12 protein-coding genes are annotated in these 20,059 nt (G+C 60.3%); 6 read left to right on the top strand and 6 right to left on the bottom strand.

Annotation, left to right across the window (positions count from 1 at the left end; all coding sequences use genetic code 11):
* Window positions 1-4 precede the first annotated feature (4 nt).
* Genes HYN24_RS05095 through HYN24_RS15775 form a run of 4 tightly spaced genes read left to right on the top strand, consistent with a single transcriptional unit; the run spans window position 5 to window position 9,420 of the window.
* Window positions 5-5,725, top strand: a complete 5,721-nt coding sequence (locus HYN24_RS05095; protein ID WP_117608252.1) for a VCBS domain-containing protein — start codon at window positions 5-7, stop codon at window positions 5,723-5,725.
* Window positions 5,726-5,759: 34 nt separating this feature from the next.
* Entirely contained in the window at window positions 5,760-7,121 is a 1,362-nt protein-coding gene (locus tag HYN24_RS05090) for an efflux RND transporter periplasmic adaptor subunit (RefSeq protein WP_117608251.1), read from the top strand.
* Window positions 7,121-9,223 carry an HlyD family efflux transporter periplasmic adaptor subunit gene (locus tag HYN24_RS05085; protein ID WP_117608250.1) on the top strand — a complete coding sequence of 701 codons (2,103 nt, stop codon included), beginning with the start codon at window positions 7,121-7,123 and terminating at the stop codon, window positions 9,221-9,223. Before HYN24_RS05090 ends, HYN24_RS05085 begins: the two co-directional genes overlap by 1 nt.
* Before the next feature lie 35 nt (window positions 9,224-9,258).
* Complete coding sequence (locus tag HYN24_RS15775; RefSeq protein ID WP_162888595.1) at window positions 9,259-9,420, top strand: hypothetical protein; 162 nt, start codon at window positions 9,259-9,261, stop codon at window positions 9,418-9,420.
* Between the two features lie 194 nt (window positions 9,421-9,614).
* Here the strand turns inward: HYN24_RS15775 and HYN24_RS05080 are convergent, their stop codons facing one another.
* The 4 genes from HYN24_RS05080 to HYN24_RS16000 form a co-directional block, all read right to left on the bottom strand.
* The gene (locus HYN24_RS05080; protein ID WP_117608249.1) at window positions 9,615-9,953 is read right to left on the bottom strand and encodes a YcgJ family protein; all 339 of its coding nucleotides are present in this window, start codon (window positions 9,951-9,953) and stop codon (window positions 9,615-9,617) included.
* 11 nt (window positions 9,954-9,964) lie between these two features.
* A complete protein-coding gene (locus HYN24_RS05075) occupies window positions 9,965-10,345 on the bottom strand; it encodes a hypothetical protein (RefSeq protein WP_117608248.1) in 381 nt (126 codons plus the stop codon).
* 14 nt (window positions 10,346-10,359) lie between these two features.
* A complete protein-coding gene (locus HYN24_RS05070; RefSeq protein ID WP_117608247.1) occupies window positions 10,360-10,944 on the bottom strand; it encodes a TetR/AcrR family transcriptional regulator in 585 nt (194 codons plus the stop codon).
* Window positions 10,945-11,007: 63 nt separating this feature from the next.
* Window positions 11,008-11,187, bottom strand: coding sequence for a hypothetical protein (locus HYN24_RS16000; protein WP_205421444.1), 180 nt, complete (start codon window positions 11,185-11,187; stop codon window positions 11,008-11,010).
* Between HYN24_RS16000 and HYN24_RS05065 the strand changes: the two genes are divergently transcribed.
* Both HYN24_RS05065 and HYN24_RS05060 read left to right on the top strand, forming a co-directional pair.
* Window positions 11,186-11,641, top strand: coding sequence for a cytochrome c (locus HYN24_RS05065; RefSeq protein ID WP_117608246.1), 456 nt, complete (start codon window positions 11,186-11,188; stop codon window positions 11,639-11,641). The genes HYN24_RS16000 and HYN24_RS05065 overlap by 2 nt on opposite strands.
* Window positions 11,642-11,659: 18 nt before the next feature.
* Window positions 11,660-13,276: an NAD(P)/FAD-dependent oxidoreductase gene (locus HYN24_RS05060; RefSeq protein WP_117608245.1), complete on the top strand. Its 1,617-nt coding sequence runs from the start codon at window positions 11,660-11,662 to the stop codon at window positions 13,274-13,276.
* Between the two features lie 69 nt (window positions 13,277-13,345).
* Here the strand turns inward: HYN24_RS05060 and HYN24_RS05055 are convergent, their stop codons facing one another.
* Together HYN24_RS05055 and HYN24_RS05050 are read right to left on the bottom strand one after the other, a co-directional pair.
* Window positions 13,346-16,360, bottom strand: a complete 3,015-nt coding sequence (locus tag HYN24_RS05055; protein ID WP_117608244.1) for a bifunctional diguanylate cyclase/phosphodiesterase — start codon at window positions 16,358-16,360, stop codon at window positions 13,346-13,348.
* 135 nt (window positions 16,361-16,495) lie between these two features.
* On the bottom strand, window positions 16,496-19,921 hold the full coding sequence (locus tag HYN24_RS05050; RefSeq protein ID WP_117608243.1) for a response regulator: 3,426 nt from the start codon (window positions 19,919-19,921) through the stop codon (window positions 16,496-16,498).
* Between the last annotated feature and the right edge of the window lie 138 nt (window positions 19,922-20,059).

The following is a 20,059-nucleotide window of genomic DNA, read 5'->3' as shown; positions in this document are numbered from 1 at the left end:
TCGTATGAACCACCATCGCTCAAGCGCCAAGCTCTCGCCGACCTCCCAGCTGCGCAAGTCCGGCCTGCAGCGGCGCAAACCTTCGCCACTGGCTTTGGAACAGCGTTTGATGTTTGACGGCGCTGCCGTAGCTACCGCTGCCCCAGACCCGATTGCCGATACCTCGGGCGCCAGCACGGTCATCGACAAGGGCATTGCCAGCACAACTGACACCAGCCGCGAAGGGGCTCTTGCAGCTAGCCAGACACCCTCCCGGGAAGTCGCCTTCATCGACACCACGGTGGAAAACTGGCAAGCCCTGGCGGCCGGCGTCAAGTCGGGTGTTGAGATCGTTCTGCTGACGTCCGGCACCGATGGCATTGAGCAAATTGCCAACTTCCTCGGTGGCAAGACAGGCTTCGACGCCATCCACATCCTTAGCCACGGCACCAGTGGCGAACTGCTGCTCGGTGGCAAGGGCTATACGGCCGACATGCTGAGCCAGTATCAGCAGCAGTTTTCAGCCATCGGCAGCGCCTTGTCCGATAGTGGCGACATCCTGCTTTACGGTTGCGACATTGCCCAGGGAACGGCTGGCGAAGCCTTCATCAATGCCATTGCCAGCGCCACCTCGGCCGACATTGCGGCATCAACCGACGCGACCGGCAATACGGCGCTCGGCGGCAACTGGACGCTGGAAGCCACGGCCGGCACCATCGAAAGTAGCGCCCTGGCCGATCCGGCAGCGCTGGCTGCCTTTGACGGGCTGCTGGCACCGCCAGTCAACAGGGCTCCGGTTGCGGTTAGCGACGCAAATGTAACGACCCAGCGAAATCCAGTATCAGGCTCTGTTCTGAGCAACGATACGGATGCCGACGGTGACACGTTAAATGTCACCAGAGTCGATAGTAGCCGGGACCAGAAAAATGTCAGTCAAGGCGTCGGCACCACCACCGTTGAGGGCGTCTATGGCAACCTCGTAATAGACAAGACCGGCGGCTATACCTACACGCCCAATTCCCTCACGGCAGGAAGCTACACCGACACCTTCACGTACACCGTGACTGATGGGAAGGCTCCCGTCACGGCCAATCTGGTCATCGACATTACGGTAAGCGCCCCGAATAGTCCGGCCAACATTACGGCATCAGGCAGCGAAGACACCAGGGTCATCGAGGCTGGCTCGCTGGTCGTCGGTGACCCTTCGGCCGGCGGCAAATTAACAGTCAGCGACCCCGATGCCGGGCAAAGCAAATTCCAGACACCGGCCCTGCTCCAGGGCACTTATGGCACCTTTACCTTCGCCACCGACGGCACGTGGACCTACGCCCTCGACCCGGCGCTTTCCGACAAGCTCAACAGCGGGCAATCGGCCAGCGACAGCCTGACCGTCAAATCCTTCGATGGAAGCGCGCAACGGACCATCACGGTCAACATTACAGGCAGCCAGGACATCGCCAGCCTGACCAGTGCCAGCACCGGACTGACTGAGACCAATGCCGAGCTCAACACCGGCGGCACACTGACCGTCACCGACAAGGATGCCACGGCAGCAACGGTGGTTTCCCAAACCGGCAAGATCGGCACTTACGGCAGCTTCTCGGTGGCCGCCAACGGCGTATGGACCTACACCACGAATAGCGCGCTCGACTCGCTCAATGCCGGCCAGATCGTCACCGACAATTTCACCGTGGCCACCACCGATGGCGGCACTGCTACGGTCAGCATCACCATCACCGGCAGCCAGGACGTCTCGACACTGCCCAGCGCAACGGCGGCACTGACAGAAATGGATGCAGCACTGACCACGAGCGGCAAGCTCAACCTGGCGGACAAGGATGCCACGGCCGCGACCGTCGTGGCCCAAGCCGGCGCCCTCGGCAACTACGGCACCTTCTCGGTGAATGCGAGCGGAGACTGGAGCTACACCACGAATGGCGCGCTCGATTCGCTCAATGCCCGCCAGGTCGTGACCGATACCTTCACGGTTGCCACCACCGATGGTGCAAGTGCGCAGGTAACGGTCAACATTACTGGTAGCGAGGACCGGTCTACCCTGGCCAACGCCACCGTGGCGCTGACCGAGGCAAATGACGTACTCAGCACGGGCGGCACACTGACGCTGACCGACAAGGATGCAACGGCAGCCACCGTCATCACCCAGACCACCTCGGGCGCCTACGGCACTTTCGCCATCAAGGCCGACGGCAGCTGGACCTACGTGACCAATAGCGCGCTCGATTCACTCAATGCCGGCCAGAACATCGCGGACATCTTCACCGTCGCCACCACCGACGGTGTTTTCGCCCAAGTGACGGTCAATATCGCGGGCAGCCAGGACATCGCCACGCTGACCAGTGCGACGGCTACCCTGATCGAATCGAATGCCACACAGACCACCGGCGGCAAACTGGTCCTCACCGACAAGGATGCCGCGGCCGCGACGGTCATTGCCCAGACGGCCAGGGTCGGCACCTATGGCAACCTGACCGTCAAGACCGACGGCACCTGGACCTATACCACCAATGGCGCGCTTGATACGCTCAATGCCGGCCAGCTTGTCACGGACACCTTCACCGTCGCCACCACCGATGGCGGCAGCGCACAAGTGATCATCAACATCACCGGTAGCGAAGACATTGCCACCCTGAGCGGCGCCACCCCCAAACTGACCGAAACCAACGCTGTGCGAAGCGCCAGCGGCAAGCTCGTCGTGACCGACAAGGATGCCACCGACGCAACCGTCGTCACCCAGACCGGCACGGCCGGAACTTACGGGAGTTTCTCGGTACAGTCTGATGGCAGCTGGACCTACAACACCAATGGGGCGCTTGATTTTCTCGACGCCGGCCAGAAGGTGACCGACAGCTTTATCGTCGCCACCACCGATGGCGGCAGTGCGACCGTTCTGGTCACCATCACCGGCAGCCAGGACAAAGCGACCCTGAGCAGCGCCGCCGTCGCCCTGACCGAGACGGATGCCACGCAAAGCACCGGCGGCAAACTGACGGTAACCGACAAGGATGCCACCGCCGCAACGGTCGTCGCCCAGACCGCCAAGGCCGGGACTTACGGAAGTTTCTCGATACTGGCTGATGGAAGCTGGACCTACACGACCAATGGTGCCCTCGATACGCTCAACGCCGGCCAGAAAGTCACGGATACCTTCGCCGTGGCGACCACCGATGGCGGCACCGCCACCGTCAAAGTCACCATTACCGGTACCCAGGACGTCGCCAGCCTGAGCAGCGCCACAGTTAACCTGACCGAGACCGACGCCGCCCAAAGCACCGGTGGCACGCTGACGGTAACCGACAAGGATGCCACCGCCGCCACCGTCGTCGCCCAGACCGGAAAAGCCGGACTCTACGGCACCTTCTCGGTCAAGGCTGATGGAACCTGGACCTATGCGATGAATAGCGCCCTCGACGCGCTCAATGCCGGCCAGAAGGTGAGCGATTCCTTTACCGTCAAGACCACCGATGGCGGCAGCGCCACCGTGGTCATCGACATCACCGGCAGCGAAGACATCGCCAGCCTGAGCAACGCCACCGTCGCCCTGACCGAGACCGACGCCGCGCAAAGCACCGGCGGCACGCTCACCCTGAGCGACAAGGATGCCACCGCCGCCACCATCGTCGCCAACACCATCACCAGTGCCTACGGCACCTTTGCCGTCAAGGCCGACGGCAGCTGGACCTACGCCACCAATGGTGCCCTCGATGCACTCAATGCCGGCCAGAAGGTGAGCGACTCCTTTACCGTCGGAACCAGCGATGGCGGCAGCGCCACCGTGCTCATCGACATCACCGGCAGCGAAGACGTCGCCAGCCTGAGCAGCGCCACCGTCGCCCTGACCGAGACCGATGCGACCCAAAGCACCGGCGGCACGCTGACCGTGACCGACAAGGACGCCACGGCCGCCACGCTCGTCGCCAACACCACCGCCGGCACCTACGGCACCTTTGCCGTGCAGGCCGACGGCACCTGGACCTACGCCACCAATGACGCTCTTGATGCGCTCAATGCCGGCCAGAAGGTAAGCGAATCCTTTACCGTCAGAACCAGCGATGGTGCCAGCGCCACCGTGAGCATCGACATCACCGGCAGCGAAGACATCGCCAGCCTGAGCAACGCCTCCGTCACCCTGACCGAGACCGATGCCGCCCAAAGCACCGGCGGCACGCTGACCTTGACCGACAAGGATGCCACCGCCGCCACCATCGTCGCCAACACCGCCGCCGGCACTTACGGCACCTTTGCCGTCAAGGCCGACGGCAGCTGGACCTACGCCACGAATGGTGCGCTTGATGCGCTCAATGCCGGCAACAACGTTGTGGACAGCTTCACCGTCGCCACCTCCGACGGCGGCACCGCCACGGTAACGGTCAACATCGCTGGCACCAACGACGCCCCCGTGGCCAAGGACATTGCCGGCGCAGTGTCCGAGAACGGCGCAGCGATCACCCTGAAGGCCGACTACACGGATGTCGATGCAGGCAGCACCGCCACCTTCACGATGGACACGACGGGCACCAAAGGCACGGTCATCAACAACGGCGACGGCACCTTCAGTTACGACCCGAATGGCCAGTTCGAAACCCTTGCGGCTGGCGAAAAAGCGACCGACAGCTTCACCTACACGGTGAATGATGGTCAGGGCGGCGTGGCCACCAGGACGGCCACCATCACCCTGACCGGCGAGAACGATGCCCCGGTTGCCAACGGCACCATCGCCGATCAAGCGACCATCGCCGGCGATGCCTTCACTCTGCAATTGCCGGCTGACCTGTTCAGCGATATCGACCGTGGCGACCAGCTGACCGTCAGCGCAAGGCTGGCCAATGGCGATGCACTGCCGACCTGGCTAAAATTCGATCCGGAAACGCAACGCTTTACCGGCGTGGCCAACAACGCCGATGTCGGCAAGCTCGATATCATCATTACGGCCACCGACAAGAGCGGTGCCACCCAGACTCTGTCGTATGGGCTGAACGTTTCCGGCCGCAATGCAACAGTGGCTGGCACCCAGACAACGGGCACCGCGGCCGACTCGAACGGGACCAGCGGCATCTCCGGCAGCGACGTCCCGAAAGTCACCGGGCTGCGCGGAAACTTTGCCAGTGGCCGGGTACCGGGTGCCAACGACAACGTGACCGGTGAAACGGCCCCGGTGTTCGATCCGAATGCCCTGATCAATGCCGCGCCGACAGCGGCCGGACCGCAGGATCTGGATGCCGGTGATTACCTGCGCTTTGAACTGGCGGCCCTCGACACCAGCGTCGAACGAAGCGATTTCGTCCTGTTTGTTCCGACCGGTGGCAAGTTCACCTTCACCTTGCCGGCTGATTTCGTGCAAGGCCCCGAAAAGCCGGACTTTTTCGCGGTTCAGAACAACGGCGAACCACTGCCGGAATGGCTGAAATTTGACCCGGTTACCGGAAAATTCATCGGCAAGGCCCCGAACGATCTGCAAGGCAGCCTCCGTATCCAGCTCACGGGCAAGGATGCACAGGGACGCGACCGTGTCATCCGCATTTCGCTGACGGTGGAAAAGCCAGTGATAGCAGACGTTTCGGGTGATCATGATAAGCTCCCAGCCGGCAAGTCAGCCGAACAGGATCTACCGCGTGGTCGTACCGGTTTGTCCGAGCAGATCAGACTGGCGGCCAAGCGTGGCGTTCCGGCCGAGCGACTGGTCCGGAGTGCCGTATCAGCAACGGAACGTGCATCGGTAGTGGCTTGATCGTACCGAACGCGGCAACAGGGTGAGGTAATGCGTGGCAGTTCAGGATTTATATACCGCGTTTCTCGATCTCTCGCGCCGTGCACGCCGGGCAAATGATGTCATCGAACTGGGCTTCATTGCAGTCAATGACACGCATTTGCTTGCCCCCTACCGGCAGGCCGCCCTGTGGTTCGACGATGGCGGCGTCCGCATGCTGTCCGGCGTGCTGCAACCGGAAGCCAATGCTCCCTACGTCCATTGGCTGAAACGCGTCTGCCGGCACCTGCTGGACCAACAGGTGGGGTGCCGGGAGATTCAAGCCAATGACTTGCCGGGTGAGGAAGCCGACGAGTGGAGCGAATGGTTGCCGGCCTTTGCCTTGTGGTTCCCGCTGGCGGCCGGGCAGGAGGCTCATTCGCCCGGCCCCGGTGGCCTTTTGCTGGCCCGCGACACCCCCTGGCAAGCCGATGAAATTGCCCTGCTGACCGAATGGATCGATGTCTGGCGTCATGCCTGGCACGCCCACTTTCGCCCTGACCCGTGGTCGTGGCGCCGCTGGCGCGACCAGACCAGAGCCTACTTCCAGCCCGGCGACGGGCAAACCTGGTGGCAGCAACGACGTATCCGGTGGGCTGCCGTCGTGGCCATCGTCCTGTTGCTGCCTGTACGCCTGACTGTCCTCGCACCGGGTGAACTGGTGCCATCGAATCCGGCCATGATTCGCGCCCCGCTTGATGGCGTGGTCGGCACCTTTTTCGTCAAGCCGAACGAAAGTGTCAAACAGGGGCAGGCCCTGTTTGATTTCGACCAGGCCCCGCTGGTTGCCCGCAGCGAAGTAGCGACCCAGTCGCTGGCAACGGCCGAAGCCGAGTACCGGCAATTTGCCCAACAGGCATTGTCGGATGCCAAATCCAAGGCACAGTTGGCCATCGTTCAGGGCAAGATTGAGGAGCGCAAGGCAGAAGCCAACTTCCTGCACGGACAGCTTGAACGATCCCACGTCACGGCCCCGCAGGATGGAATCGCCCTCTTTGATGATCCGACCGAATGGATCGGCAAGCCGGTAGTCACCGGCGAGCGGATCATGCGCATTGCCGCCCCCGACGATGTTGAAATCGAAGCCTGGTTGCCGGTCGGTGATGCCATTCCGCTCGAGCCGGAATCAGCGGTCAGCCTTTATCTCAATGCCAGCCCGCTGTTTGCCGTATCGGCTGCCGTCCGCTATGCCGCCCATGATGCGGTGCTCAGACCCGATGGCAGTTACGCCTACCGCGTGCGCGCCCGGCTGGATGGACAGACGGGGCATCGCGTCGGACTGAAGGGGACGGCAAAACTGAGCGGCGGCTGGGTCCCCTTGTTTTACTGGGTCCTGCGCCGGCCGCTCGCCTCCTTACGGCAGATGGTGGGGCTGTAGTGGCCTGGCCCCGCCTGCGCGAAGAACTCGCCCTCTACCCCGGACCGGACCTGCCGGATGGCCAGCCCAGCTGGACCATCCACGACCCCGTCCGCAATCTGTTTTTCCGCCTCGACTGGCTGACATTTGAGATCCTGAGCCTGTGGGCACTGGCCGACCCCGAGGCAATTGCCCATGAAATCAGCGCGTCAACCACGTTGCATCCGGACAGCGAAGACGTCGAGGCCGTGACCCGCTTCCTCTCGGAAAACCAGCTGCTGGTCCCGGAGGGCGAAGAGATGTCGGCCATGCTGGCCGAACGCTATCGCAAAAAACGCGGTTCAACCTGGGAATGGCTGCTGCACCACTACCTGTTTTTCCGCATCCCGCTGGTCCGGCCTGACCGCTGGCTGAGCCGGCATGTCCACCATGTGGATGTCTTCTACCAGCCGCTGTTCCTCAAGCTGACCCTGGCTGCCTTGCTGCTCGGCCTTCTGGAAGTGTATCGCGACTGGACACACTTCTCGGCGACACTGGTCGACACCCTTTCCTGGCAGGGCATGGTGGCCTACGGGGTGACTCTGACGGCGGTCAAGGTCATCCACGAACTTGGCCATGCCTTTACGGCCAAACGCTACGGCTGTCGCGTCCCGGCCATGGGCGTCGCCTTCCTGGTGCTATGGCCGGTGGCTTATACCGACACCAATGAAGTCTGGAAGCTGTCCGACCCCAAGCAACGCCTTGCTGTGGCGGGGTCCGGCGTTGCCTCGGAACTGGTCATTGCCAGCTGGGCAACACTGGCCTGGGGCCTGCTGCCCGAAGGTACCCCGCGATCACTCGCCTTCATGCTGGCAACAACCGTGTGGATTGCCACGCTGGCTATCAATACCAGCCCTTTCATGCGCTTTGATGGCTATTTTCTGCTGTCAGACTGGCTCGACATGCCAAACCTCCATGCCCGATCGTTTGCCCTGGCACGCTGGCATTTGCGGGAAACCCTGTTTGCCCTGGGCGAACCCGCCCCCGAAATTTTTTCCGCCAAACGAACCCGCGCCCTGGTCGTCTTTGCCTGGGCCACCTGGATCTACCGCCTGATCCTGTTTCTCGGGATCGCAGCGCTGGTCTATCATTTCTTCATCAAAGCCGTCGGCATCCTGTGTTTCATGGTCGAAATCGGCTGGTTCGTGCTTTTTCCGCTATGGACCGAAATCAAGGAATGGCGGCGGCGCTGGCCGGAAATCTCGACCAGCCGGCGGGCCCGTCACACGGCCCGTTGGGCGGCCATCGTGGTGATCCTGTTTGTCCTGCCCTGGCCCTCGCGCCTGACTTCCTCGGGCTTGCTCCGGCCGGCCGAGGTTTACCCCGTCTATGCCCCGCTCGGTGCCCAGGTCACCGAACTCCCGTGGTCCAACGGGGCCCGGGTCGCCCAGGGCGACATCATGATCCAGCTGGCGTCACCGGATTTGCAGCGGCGCTGGCAACGGGCCAACGCCAAGATGGAGGCCTCGCGCTGGCAGGCCGCTGCTGCCGGCATTGATGTAGAACAGCGCCAGAACCTGCTCCTGCTGCAGGCCGAGCGGGCCGGTGCCGATGCCGAACTGGCCAGTGTTCAGACCGATCTCGAAACACATGCCCCGAAGGCACCGTTTACCGGACGCCTGGTCGATATCGACCCGGACATGAAACCCGGGACCTGGGTGGCACGTAACGAAAAACTGGCTGTACTGGTCGATGACACCCACTGGGTCGTCGAAACCTATCTGGACGAAGATTCGGTGCGACGAATCGAAAAGGGGGATGCCGGCCGCTTCTTCAGCGATGGCCTTGAAGGCCCCTATTTGCCGCTGACCGTCCGGTCGGTCGATGGCGATGCCACGCGGGTATTACCGGATGGCCTGTTGGCTTCGCCAGCCGGAGGTTCGGTGACGACCCGTGAGAAAAACGGGCAACATATTCCCGAACGGGCCACCTATCGTGTCGTCCTGACCGCCGATGCCCGTCCTGATGCCCTGGCCAACGGCAGCTGGAGAGGTACCGTGGTGATCAGAGGTGACTGGGAGGCACCGGGATTGCGTTTCCTGCGCTCGGCGCTCACACTGATCTGGCGAGAAGCCGGCTTCTAGTCGCCTGACATCAGCCCAACCGAACGGAGCATCCATTGTTGCAAGAATTTCTCGACAATTACCTGCTGCATGCGGCCCTCATCCTGTTTTTTCTGATCCTGGTGCCGGCCCTGCTCATGCGGGGACGCGGGGTGCGCGACAACGCCCGGCCGGATCGCCGCCGCCGACCGCGCCCGGGACCGGATCGCCGGGCCTGAGCGGTTAGCCCTTAGGCCCAGACGGCATGCGTCCGGGCATGGCGTACGACCTGATAGACAGCGATATTTTCGCCAGCCAGCCGACGAGCGATCTCAGGGGCACACTGAATCGGCAACCCGATGTCGTAGCCGTGGGCAAGGGTTACGATATCGGCTGCGCGAGCACTCCCGATGGAATGCGGGGGTCGAAAAAGCTATTTGCCGAACAGGGTTTGGGTCGCCCTGACGTCAACCTTCTTGTCGTAGCGATTGGTCCAGCAGGTTTTCACCTTGGTGTCGCAATTAAGGCCGCCGCGCATGGTGAAGGTCGTCGCATCGAAGTCCTGGAGCCCGACCTTGTTGATCTCGGCCATCAGCTTCTGCTCAGCCTTGTCGCCCAGATACATCTTGGTCAGCGCCACCGAGACGCCCATGAAGTCGGCACAGAATCCCGACTTCCGGTCGCAGATGGCCCCTTCCTTGTAATACTCGAGACCGGCAGCCTGGGCGAACGAACTGACGAGCAACAAGGCAATCAGCGAGACTTTCTTCATGATGCACTCCCCTATTCTTCCTTGATCGTGCGCACAGTTCCGCCACAGCCGACAAAGCACTGACGGTAGTTCTCGTCGCAGCGCCAGGTGTTGGGGTTGTTCCAGCAAGCCGGACGGAAGCACCTCTTGGCCTCATCCTCGCTACGGGCGTGGTGCAGGCAGTCGTGGTACCGGTATTCGCTGCGTTGCTGGCAGTTGTATTGCTCGGCCTGGGCCCGGCTGATTTCATTGGACTGGCAGGCCTCCTTGATACTGGCACACTGGGTGGCGCAATAACGCCCCTGCTCGGTGTGCGGCGCCATGTATTCATAGCGTGTCGTGACGCATCCCGTGACGAGCAGCAGCCCCAGCATGACGCCGCCAAGGCGGCCGGACAGGTTGGGAAAATTCATGATGCCCCTCCTTTCTACGGAGCACCCGGGGCAATGACAGGGGCCGTCCCGCCCAGCAGGATGGCCAGCGTCGGGCGGATTTCGGCAATGCAATCCTCGGCACTGCCACCGTGAATGGCGGCCCGGCGGAAGCCGACGTAATAGACCGACCAGATGCCATAGGCGCGCGCCTCGATATCACGCAACCCGGCGTCGGCCATCCAGCCGGCTAACGGCTGCAGCAGTTGCAGCACCTGCTCGATGATCATCTGCTCGTAGCGGCTATCCCACATCCAGCCATAGGCTGCGCCCACCGAGCGAATAGGCAGATACTGGATATCGAGACGGTAGAGTTCGAGAAAATAGCCACAAACCTTGTCGAACAGGCTGTCGCCGCTGACTTTGGCGAGCATGTCGGGAACCTGCCCGATCTCCTCGGCATTCAGTTCAATGATCAGTTCAGCCAGGATATCGGCCTTGGCCAGCTTGAGCCGATAGATCTGGATTGGCTCGCGATCCACGGCGCGTGCAATATCGCGCATGCCAACCGCGTCATAGCCTCGCGACAGGAAAAGCTCCCTGGCAGCGGCAAGAACAAGAGACTTGAGTGACCCGGTCATGGGAATTGCAATTGGAATAATTCAGAGTACACCCGGACAGCGTAAACGCGGTCACACGGCGCGTCAAGAATTCAACAACAAAAACAAATATACCGACTTCAACATTGACGGCGCTTTTCGTCGAAATCGGTCGAAACCAGCCTTCGCTTGCGCACCTGCCGATTTGCGCCATGCAGCATCGCCATCCCGCAGCCCGTATAATTCGGCCTTTCGGGTACCACCCTGCCATTGATCGCCTGCCATGCCTCAGTCCTTGATATTTCGCCTTTTTTTGCTGATCACCGCCCTCTTGCTGAGTAGCTGCGGAGAGGTCGAGGACACCCGGCCAGGGCAGCCCGTCAAGCAGCGGCAAATGGCCTTCAAGGAAATCGTCAAGGCTTTCGAGCCGATGGGCGTCATGCTGCGCAAGGATCGCTACGACGCCGACAAATTCCTGCCGCTGGCCGAAAAGCTCGTGGAAAAACGCGATGCGCCGTGGTCGCATTTCGCGCCTGACACGCACTATCCGCCGTCCAAGGCGACCGCCGATGTCTGGCAACAGCCGGAAGCATTCACCAAAGACAAGCAGGCCTTCATCACCGCCACCGATGCCCTGCTCGCCGCCGCCCAGAGCAAGGACAAGGCGCAGGTGGCAATGGCCTACGACAAGGTTCATGAGGCCTGCAAGACCTGCCACAAGCAGTTCAAGGAACGCTGAGATCACCGGAATATTCGCATGCTGAGACTGACCGAACTGAAGCTCCCGCTCGACCACGCCGCCGATGCGCTGCGCCCTGCCCTGTGCCAGCGCCTGGGCATCGCCGATAGTGAGCTGATCGCGTTCACCATTTTTCGCCGCAGCTACGATGCGCGGAAAAAATCGGCCATCACGCTGATCTACACGCTCGACTTTGCCGTCCGCGACGAGGCGGCGCTACTCAAAAAATTTGCCGCTGATCACCATATCGGCCCGAAGCCCGACACCGATTACAAATATGTCGCCCACGCCCAGAGCAATGAAGGCAGCCGCCCGGTCGTCATCGGCACCGGGCCCTGCGGTCTGCTGGCCGGCCTGATCCTCGCCCAGATGGGCTTCCGGCCGATCATTCTTGAACGCGGCAAAGCCGTGCGCGAGCGGACCAAGGACACCTGGGGCCTGTGGCGCAAGAACAAGCTCAACCCGGAATCGAACGTCCAGTTCGGCGAAGGCGGGGCCGGTACTTTCTCGGATGGCAAGCTCTACAGCCAGATCAAGGACCCGCAGCACCACGGCCGCAAGGTGCTTGAAGAATTCGTCAAAGCCGGTGCGCCGGAAGAGATCATGTATGTCAGCAAGCCGCACATCGGCACTTTCCGGCTGGTCAAGATGGTCGAGAACATGCGCGCCACGATCACCGATCTGGGCGGCGAAATCCGCTTTGGCAGCAAAGTCGAGCGACTGGTCATCGACAATCATCAGGTGCGTGGCGTCGTTCTCGCCGATGGTCAAACCATCGCCACCGAGCATGTCGTCCTGGCCATCGGCCACAGCGCCCGCGATACCTTCCAGACACTTTACGAGCAAGGCGTTTACATCGAAGCCAAGCCCTTCTCCATCGGCTTCCGCATCGAACACCCGCAAGCCATGATCGACCACGCCCGGTTCGGGCCCAGCGCGGGCAACGAAATTCTCGGCGCCGCCGACTACAAGCTGGTTCATCACTGCGCCAACGGCCGCGCCGCCTACAGCTTTTGCATGTGTCCCGGCGGCCAGGTGGTTGCCGCCACCTCGGAGGAAGGCCGCGTCGTGACCAATGGCATGAGCCAGTACTCACGCGCCGAGCGCAACGCCAATGCAGCACTGGTGGTGAACGTCAATCCCGAGGATTTCCCGGGCGACTACAAAAGCAATCCGCTGGCCGGTATCGATTTTCAGCGCCACTGGGAATCGGCTGCCTTTGTCGCCGGCGGCAGCAACTACGCCGCCCCCGCCCAGCGCGTCGGCGATTTTCTCGCCGGCCGGCCATCGACTGCGCTGGGCGAAGTCGACCCGTCCTACCAGCCCGGCGTACACATGACCGACCTTGCCAGCTGCGCCCCGGCCTATGTCATCGACGCGCTGCGTGAAGCGATTCCCGCCTTCGACAAGCAGATCCGCGGCTTCGCCATGGCCGATGCCGTCTTGACCGGCGTCGAGACGCGCACCTCGTCACCGATCCGCATCAAGCGTGGCAACGACTTCCAGAGTATCAACACGCGCGGCCTCTATCCGGCGGGTGAAGGTGCTGGCTACGCGGGCGGAATTCTCTCGGCCGGGGTGGATGGCATCAAGGTGGCCGAAGCGGTGGCACTGGCCATGCTGGGGAAGTGCTGAGTTTCTGACCAGACGGGTTGAGGTAGGGCGGCTGCCGGCACGTGGCTTTCCCCCCGGCGATGAATCGCCCTACCCAGCCGCGTCTTTATCCTTTTCCGCCTGCAGGGCGAGCAATAGGTCAGCGGCGGGCATCGGACGGGCAAACAGATAGCCTTGCAGATACTGGCATCCCAGGTCCACCAGTTGACGGTGCTGCTCGGCTGTTTCGACACCTTCCGCCAGCACATCCAGACGCAGGTTTTGCGCCAGCGAGATGATGGTTCGTACGATACCGACACTCTGCTCACCGGATGTCAGGTCCCGCACAAACGACTGGTCAATTTTCAGTTTATGGACGGGAAAGTTCTTCAGGTAAGCCAGGCTTGAATAGCCCGTACCAAAATCGTCGATGGCCAGCCGCACACCCAGGCCGACCAGTTGCTGCAGCTTGGCAATCACCTCAGACACATTGTGCATCAGTGATGACTCGGTAATTTCCAGTTCCAGCGAGGCTGGTGGCAGACCGGTTTCCTTGAGAATGCGGGTGATCATCGATACCAGATCAGTCTGCCTGAATTGCCGGGGCGACAGATTGACCGCCAGCACCAGATGATCATGGCCCAGGGCATGCCATGCCTTGAGCTGGCGGCACGCCTGTTCCAGCACCCAGGCCCCGATCAGGACGATACTCCCGCTATCCTCCGCGGCCGGAATGAAGCGGGCCGGCGAAACCGATCCGAGCACCCGGGAGTTCCAGCGCAACAGGGCTTCGGCACCGTGAATCCGCTGTGTCGCGGCATCTATCAGCGGCTGATAGTGAATACTCAACTCGTCCCGGCTGATGGCATAGCGCAACTGGGACTCCATGCGGAAACGATCATCAACTTCGGCATTCATGTGGCTGGCAAAGAACTGATAACCGTTTCGGCCCTGTGCCTTGGCGTGGTACATCGCCGTATCGGCATTGCGCATCAGTGTCTCGCTGTCTTCACCATCTTGGGGAAAATGGCAGATGCCAATACTGGGCGTGATGTGCAATGAATGGCATTGTACCGGAATCGGCTGGATCAGGACCTCAATCAACTTCTCGGCAATGGTGACGAGATCGCTTTCCGATTCGATCGAGGGCACCAGCAGCAGAAATTCGTCGCCACCGAGGCGGGCCAGTGTATCTGTCGTGCGCAGAACGTAAGACATGCGCTGGGCGACCTGCGCCAGCAACAGGTCGCCAACCTGATGCCCGAGCGAATCGTTGATCGTCTTGAAGTGGTCCAGATCGACGAACAGGATGCCGACTTTCTCTTTTTTGCGCTTTGCCTGCGACAGCGCCTGGGCAATACGGTCATGCAACAGGTTGCGATTGGGCAAGCCGGTCAGCGCATCATAGTGGGCCATCTGGTGGATCGCTTCCTGGGCCTGCTGATGCTCGACAATCTCCTGCTGCAGACGAACATTCGCCTCTGCCAGCTCTGCCGTCCTCAGCGCCACATGCGCTTCCAGTTCCTCCTGGGCACGCTGCACGGCTTCATCGGCCCGCCGGCGATCGGTAATATCGATCCCGACACCGATATAGCCCGTGATCTCTCCCTCAAAATCCCGCAGTGCCGTGACGCTCAGGTGGATGGGAAAACGGCGACCATCCTGAGCGATATAGGTCCATTCCCGCTCGTCGCTCCCTTGCAGTTGTGCCCGCGCCACGAAAACGTCAAATCCCGGCGCGATGGGCTTGCCCAACTCCTCGGACAACTGTGCGGCGTAGGCGACCACCTCGTCGCGGTCATGCATGATGCCCGGCGTCTGCTTCATGATCAACGCATCGGCAGAATAGCCCAGCCAGCGCTCGGCCGTTGCATTCATCAGGGTAATCACGCCGGCCGGATCGGTCGCGATAATCGATACATTGGCGCTATTGAACACCGCCTGCATTAGCGCCGTGGCACCAATCAGCGCCTCCTGGGCCGCATGCCGCTCGGTGGTATCTTCAATAACCCAGATCGATCCACCGACCAGCGGGTTGCTCTTGTCAAAAACACGTCCGACGATGCGACACCAGAAAGCATCCCCGTTCTTGCGGCGCAGTCGCTGCTCGCGTGCATGCGTCGCCCCCTTGGCGATCGCTGGATAAACTTCGGTGGCGACGGCGTCATACTCTTCCTGCGACAGATACCAGTCACGCGTCGTCGAGCCGGTCATGGTCCCCGGGGCATAGCCGAAAATACGTTCGACGTAGGGATTGCAGCGCTGGATTACCCGGTCCTTGAGATAGACGATGCCGATCAGCGCGCTATCCAGAATGGCCTGATTTTCCATCAAGGCCTCGCGGATGGCTTGTTCCTGAATACGGGCATCGCTGCGATCCGAGACCAGCCAGATTGTCCCCTTGGCGGTATCGGCTGGATCCAGCACATAAGCGATCAGTTGGGCCCAGAAGCTTGAACCATCCTGACGCGCCATGATCATTTCATGGATCACCGACTGCCCTGACGCGAGCAGGGGCCCGGCAATGCGCCCCAAGGCCTCGTAATCTTCGTTCGAGGCAAACAAGGCGCGTCCGGGCAGACCAACCATCTCGGCTTCCGTGCGCCCAAACATGGTGCAGCACTGGGTATTGCATCGGGTAATGCACCGGTCGCGGGTAAACAGGATGGCCACCGGCGCATTGGCCATGATCGCTTCAAACTCAAGCAGCGTTTGGGCAAGCGCCTCGGCCTGTCCCTCCTCCTGAGTGATGTCCTCAAAAAACCAGACTGTACCTTCGTCCTGAGGCGAGGGATTCACGGCATTGGCACTGACCTTGCAGATCAGCTTGCGTCCGGTGCTGTGACGGAAGGTCCATACCTGGCTGACCGAGCGCCCGGCTTCCAGCAACGGCCGCACGGTATCGGCAAACGCTTGGTAATCGTGCTGTGACTCGAATAACGCGACACTGGGAAATCCCGCCAGCCCACCCGAGGCAAAGCCGAACATGGCTTCCATCGCGGGGTTGCACCGCATGATCTGACGATTGCGGGTCAGGCACAAACCCAGCGAGGCCTGCGAAAAAATGGTCTCAAGCTGGCGTTGCTCCTGCCTTAACCGATCCTCAAAATTGTTTGTCTCGTCCATGGAGTGCTTTGCAACGCCTCACGTATTATCGTTTTATCGTAAAACTGCCGCTCTCAGGACCCGACTATCTGTTGCTAGATCGACAGAGTCCAACTTGAACCTGATCCCTGGTTTTTCGATGACATTGCCAGATGGCTAAAGGTTCGACGTCTTTTCCAACCACATCAACAAGGTTTCATATAACAGCTCGGGTGATACTGGCTTGGTGATGAAATCGTTCATGCCTGCCTCCAGACAATTCCTCCGGTCTTCCGTAAAGACATTGGCGGTCATCGCCACAATGGGAACCTCTGCCCCCTTCGGGAGCTTACGTATTTGCCGAGTTGCTTCAAGTCCATCCATGACCGGCATCTGCATGTCCATCAGGATCAGGTCGTAGTCGTTGGTCGAGCAAAGGCCAAGTGCCTCGCTGCCATCATTGGCTACATCGATATGCCAGCCCACTTCTTCAAAATACATCCTGATCACTTCCTGATTAATCGGCTCATCTTCGACAATGAGAATCCGGGCATCGCCAAATCGGGTTCGCAGGGCATTCAGCGCACCATCGGCCAAAGGCACCTCTGCCGGAAGCACCACGACACGCTGATGATTTGGCGCAATCTCGTCCAGATGCTGGGTCAGGCACGTCTGCAGGACGGTCATTGAAAGCGGCTTGATCAGGACATCCGCAAAACCGGCCAGATGCGCATCTTCAATAATGCCGGCATCACCACTGGCGGTGATCAGCACCGCCATCGGCGCATGCTGCAGGGCGAGCGATCGCAGATTTGACAAGGTTTCGAAGCCATTCATGTCAGGCATGTTCAAATCTATCGTCACCAGACCATAAGGCTGACCGGCATCATCCGCTGAGCGGATGGCGGCCAAGGCAGCCGCGCCGGAAGATGCGCCATCGCACTCCAGCCCGACCTTCCGCAATAACTGGCTCTGGACCAGAAGGGTCAATGGATTATCGTCGACGACCAAGGCCCGATAGCCACTCAAGACCGGTATGACAAAGTTCGATTTTTCGCCGGGAAGCCGCCCCAGTTTCGACGACATCCAGAACAGGCTGCCACTGCCCTGCGTGCTCTCAGCACCCACTTCCCCACCCATCAGTTTTGCCAGCCGCCGGGTAATAGCCAAACCAAGCCCGGTGCCGCCATATTGCCGGGTTCGTGACGAGTCACCCTGCTCAAAAGCGGTAAAAAGGCGGGGCAGGTGATCGGCTGGAATACCTATCCCGGTATCCTGAACCTCAAAACGGACGGTCAACGCCTCCGGGCTTTCGTTGATTATCTTCGCCCGCAAAATGATCGAGCCACGCTCGGTAAACTTGATGGCGTTGCCGAGATAGTTGATGAGTGACTGTCCCAGGCGGGTTTCATCGCCGAGCACCATCCCCAGATCCGGACTGGCATCGATAATCAGCTCGAGCCCCTTGGCATGAACGCGGTCAATGACCATCGACGAAACACGATTGAGCAGTTGATACAGATTGAACGTGCCTTGTTCAAGCACCAGCTTGTCGGCCTCAATCTTGGAAATATCCAGAATATCGTTGATGACCCCAAGGAGATGGTCAGCCGCGCCTGAAATCTTGTTGAGCTTATCGAGGTTCTCCGGCAGCGTCATTTTCCGCCGCAGCATGTGCGTCAGCCCGATAATCGCGTTCATCGGCGTGCGAATCTCATGGCTCATATTGGCCAGGAACGTACTTTTCGCGCGGCTCGCCGATTCGGCTGCCTCCTTGGTGATTTCCAGTTCGTGTGTACGCTTGGCGACCAGCTCCTCAAGATGCTGGCGATGCTGATCCAGTTCTTCAGCCATCCGTTTGATCTCGGTGATGTCCTGCTTCACCGCGACATAGTTGGTAACGGAACCGTTTTCCTGCTGGATCGCCGAGATGAGCACGTGCTCGTAATACAACTCGCCATTTTTTCGTCTGTTGATGAACTCTCCCGCCCAAATCCGACCGCTTTTCACGGTTGCCCAAAGCGCGTTATAGGTGGACTGGGGGGTCAATCCAGACTGCAGGAAACGCGGCGTTTTACCGATGACTTCCTCTCTGGCGTAGCCACTCGCCTCGACAAAGGAATCATTGACATACTCAATGCGGCCATCGAGATCGGTGATCATTACCGACTCCGGACTTTGCTCGACCACCAGCGACAGTTTTCGCAAGGCGATTTCCGTCAGTTTCTTGTCGGTAATGTCCTGAATTGTCCCCTTCATGAAGACTGGTGCGTGATCCGCACCGTACTCGAGCCGTCCAATTCCCAGCATCCAGCGCTCGGCCCCGTCCGACGGACGAACGATCCGGTACTCGCGGACGAACTCCTGACGTTGCTGAAGTACGTCGTTCTGAAAGTAGCTCGACATCATCTGCCGATCATCGGGATGCACCAGCGCCTCCCAACCTTTGACGCTGCGCTCATAGGCGTCGTCGATACCAAATAACCGATCAAGCACGGCTGAACTGGTCCACCGACCGGCAGCGACATCCAGAACATAACTGCCGAACCTGCCGATCGACTGTGCTTCTTTGAGCGCCGCATCGGCTCGCTCCATGTCCTGCTTCCGGATTGCCAACAGTTCGTAGTAAGCCGCCTGACGACGCTGATAGAACCAGAGTCCGCCAAGCATCGACAGGGCGAATAGCGAAAACAGGCCGCATTGCAGGTATAGATCGCCGCGCCACTGACTGAAGACCAAAGAAAGATCGCGGCTCGCAGCAACCACCAGCGGCTTGTCCATCGGCACCGATTCCGGCCTCACCGTGCGCTGGGCCACGATGCGATTTTCGCCCGTCGCCAGCGCGGTACCCGTCATTACCGTTTCGCTTTGGCCACTGGCCATATGTCGGCTGAATAAAGAACCAGGTCTGGCCAGGTCCATTCCGGACATGCCTTCACGATCCGGTGACAACATGAATTGAACGCCGTCACCGTGCCCTAGCGCCGTCCACATATCCGGCTGATAGCGAACCGATTCAAGGAGTGTTCGAAAGTATTTGGGATCCAGGGTTACGGAAACAATCCCGGAAAACTCCCCCTTGGCATCCAAGCGCACCCGGAGCATGTTGATCGCAAAGACCCCCAATGAGGTCTTGAATGGCCGGGAGACGTATAGTTTGGCGGGGTCAAGCCCCTGACGGGCAACGATGAAATACTCCCGCTCGGAAAAATCAGCACCGATCAGCTCTTTCCGGTTACTGGCAATAACCACGCCGTGAGCATCGAGAACCGTCAGGGTACGGACCCCGGCCAACGCTTTCCCAAGTACCTCAAGATACCGTGATGCAGTCGGACTATCCAAACCCCGTGAACCAGGCCCGGAGATTTCCCGAAGATCGCCCAGTGTCTTGTGGATGGCATCAATTCTGTCGCCGAGATTGTCACCGATGACCCTGACTCTATTGGCTAACTCGGCTCGTTCGAGGGCATCAATCCGCACGTAGCTTTCATAAAGCTGCAAGGATAGTTGCACCCCGATGGCAAAAATGAAGACGCAGGCAATGCGCCACAAGCTGGCCAGATGAGCAGCACTAGCAGGGGGAGCTTCGATGGGCATCGTCATCAAATTTGGCCGACTCTTCGAACATGATCGATGCTATTCCAAAAATGACAAAATACGCAATATGTATTTTTTCTATATCGAATTTATCGACTTTTACAAAGCACTGGAAAACCAATACTGAGACCTGCCGTCGGCTCG

It is taken from the genome of Dechloromonas sp. HYN0024 (assembly GCF_003441615.1).
GTDB lineage: Bacteria > Pseudomonadota > Gammaproteobacteria > Burkholderiales > Rhodocyclaceae > Azonexus.
Note: the sequence above shows the minus strand (reverse complement) of the source record. Positions and strands in the feature narration are given on the sequence as shown.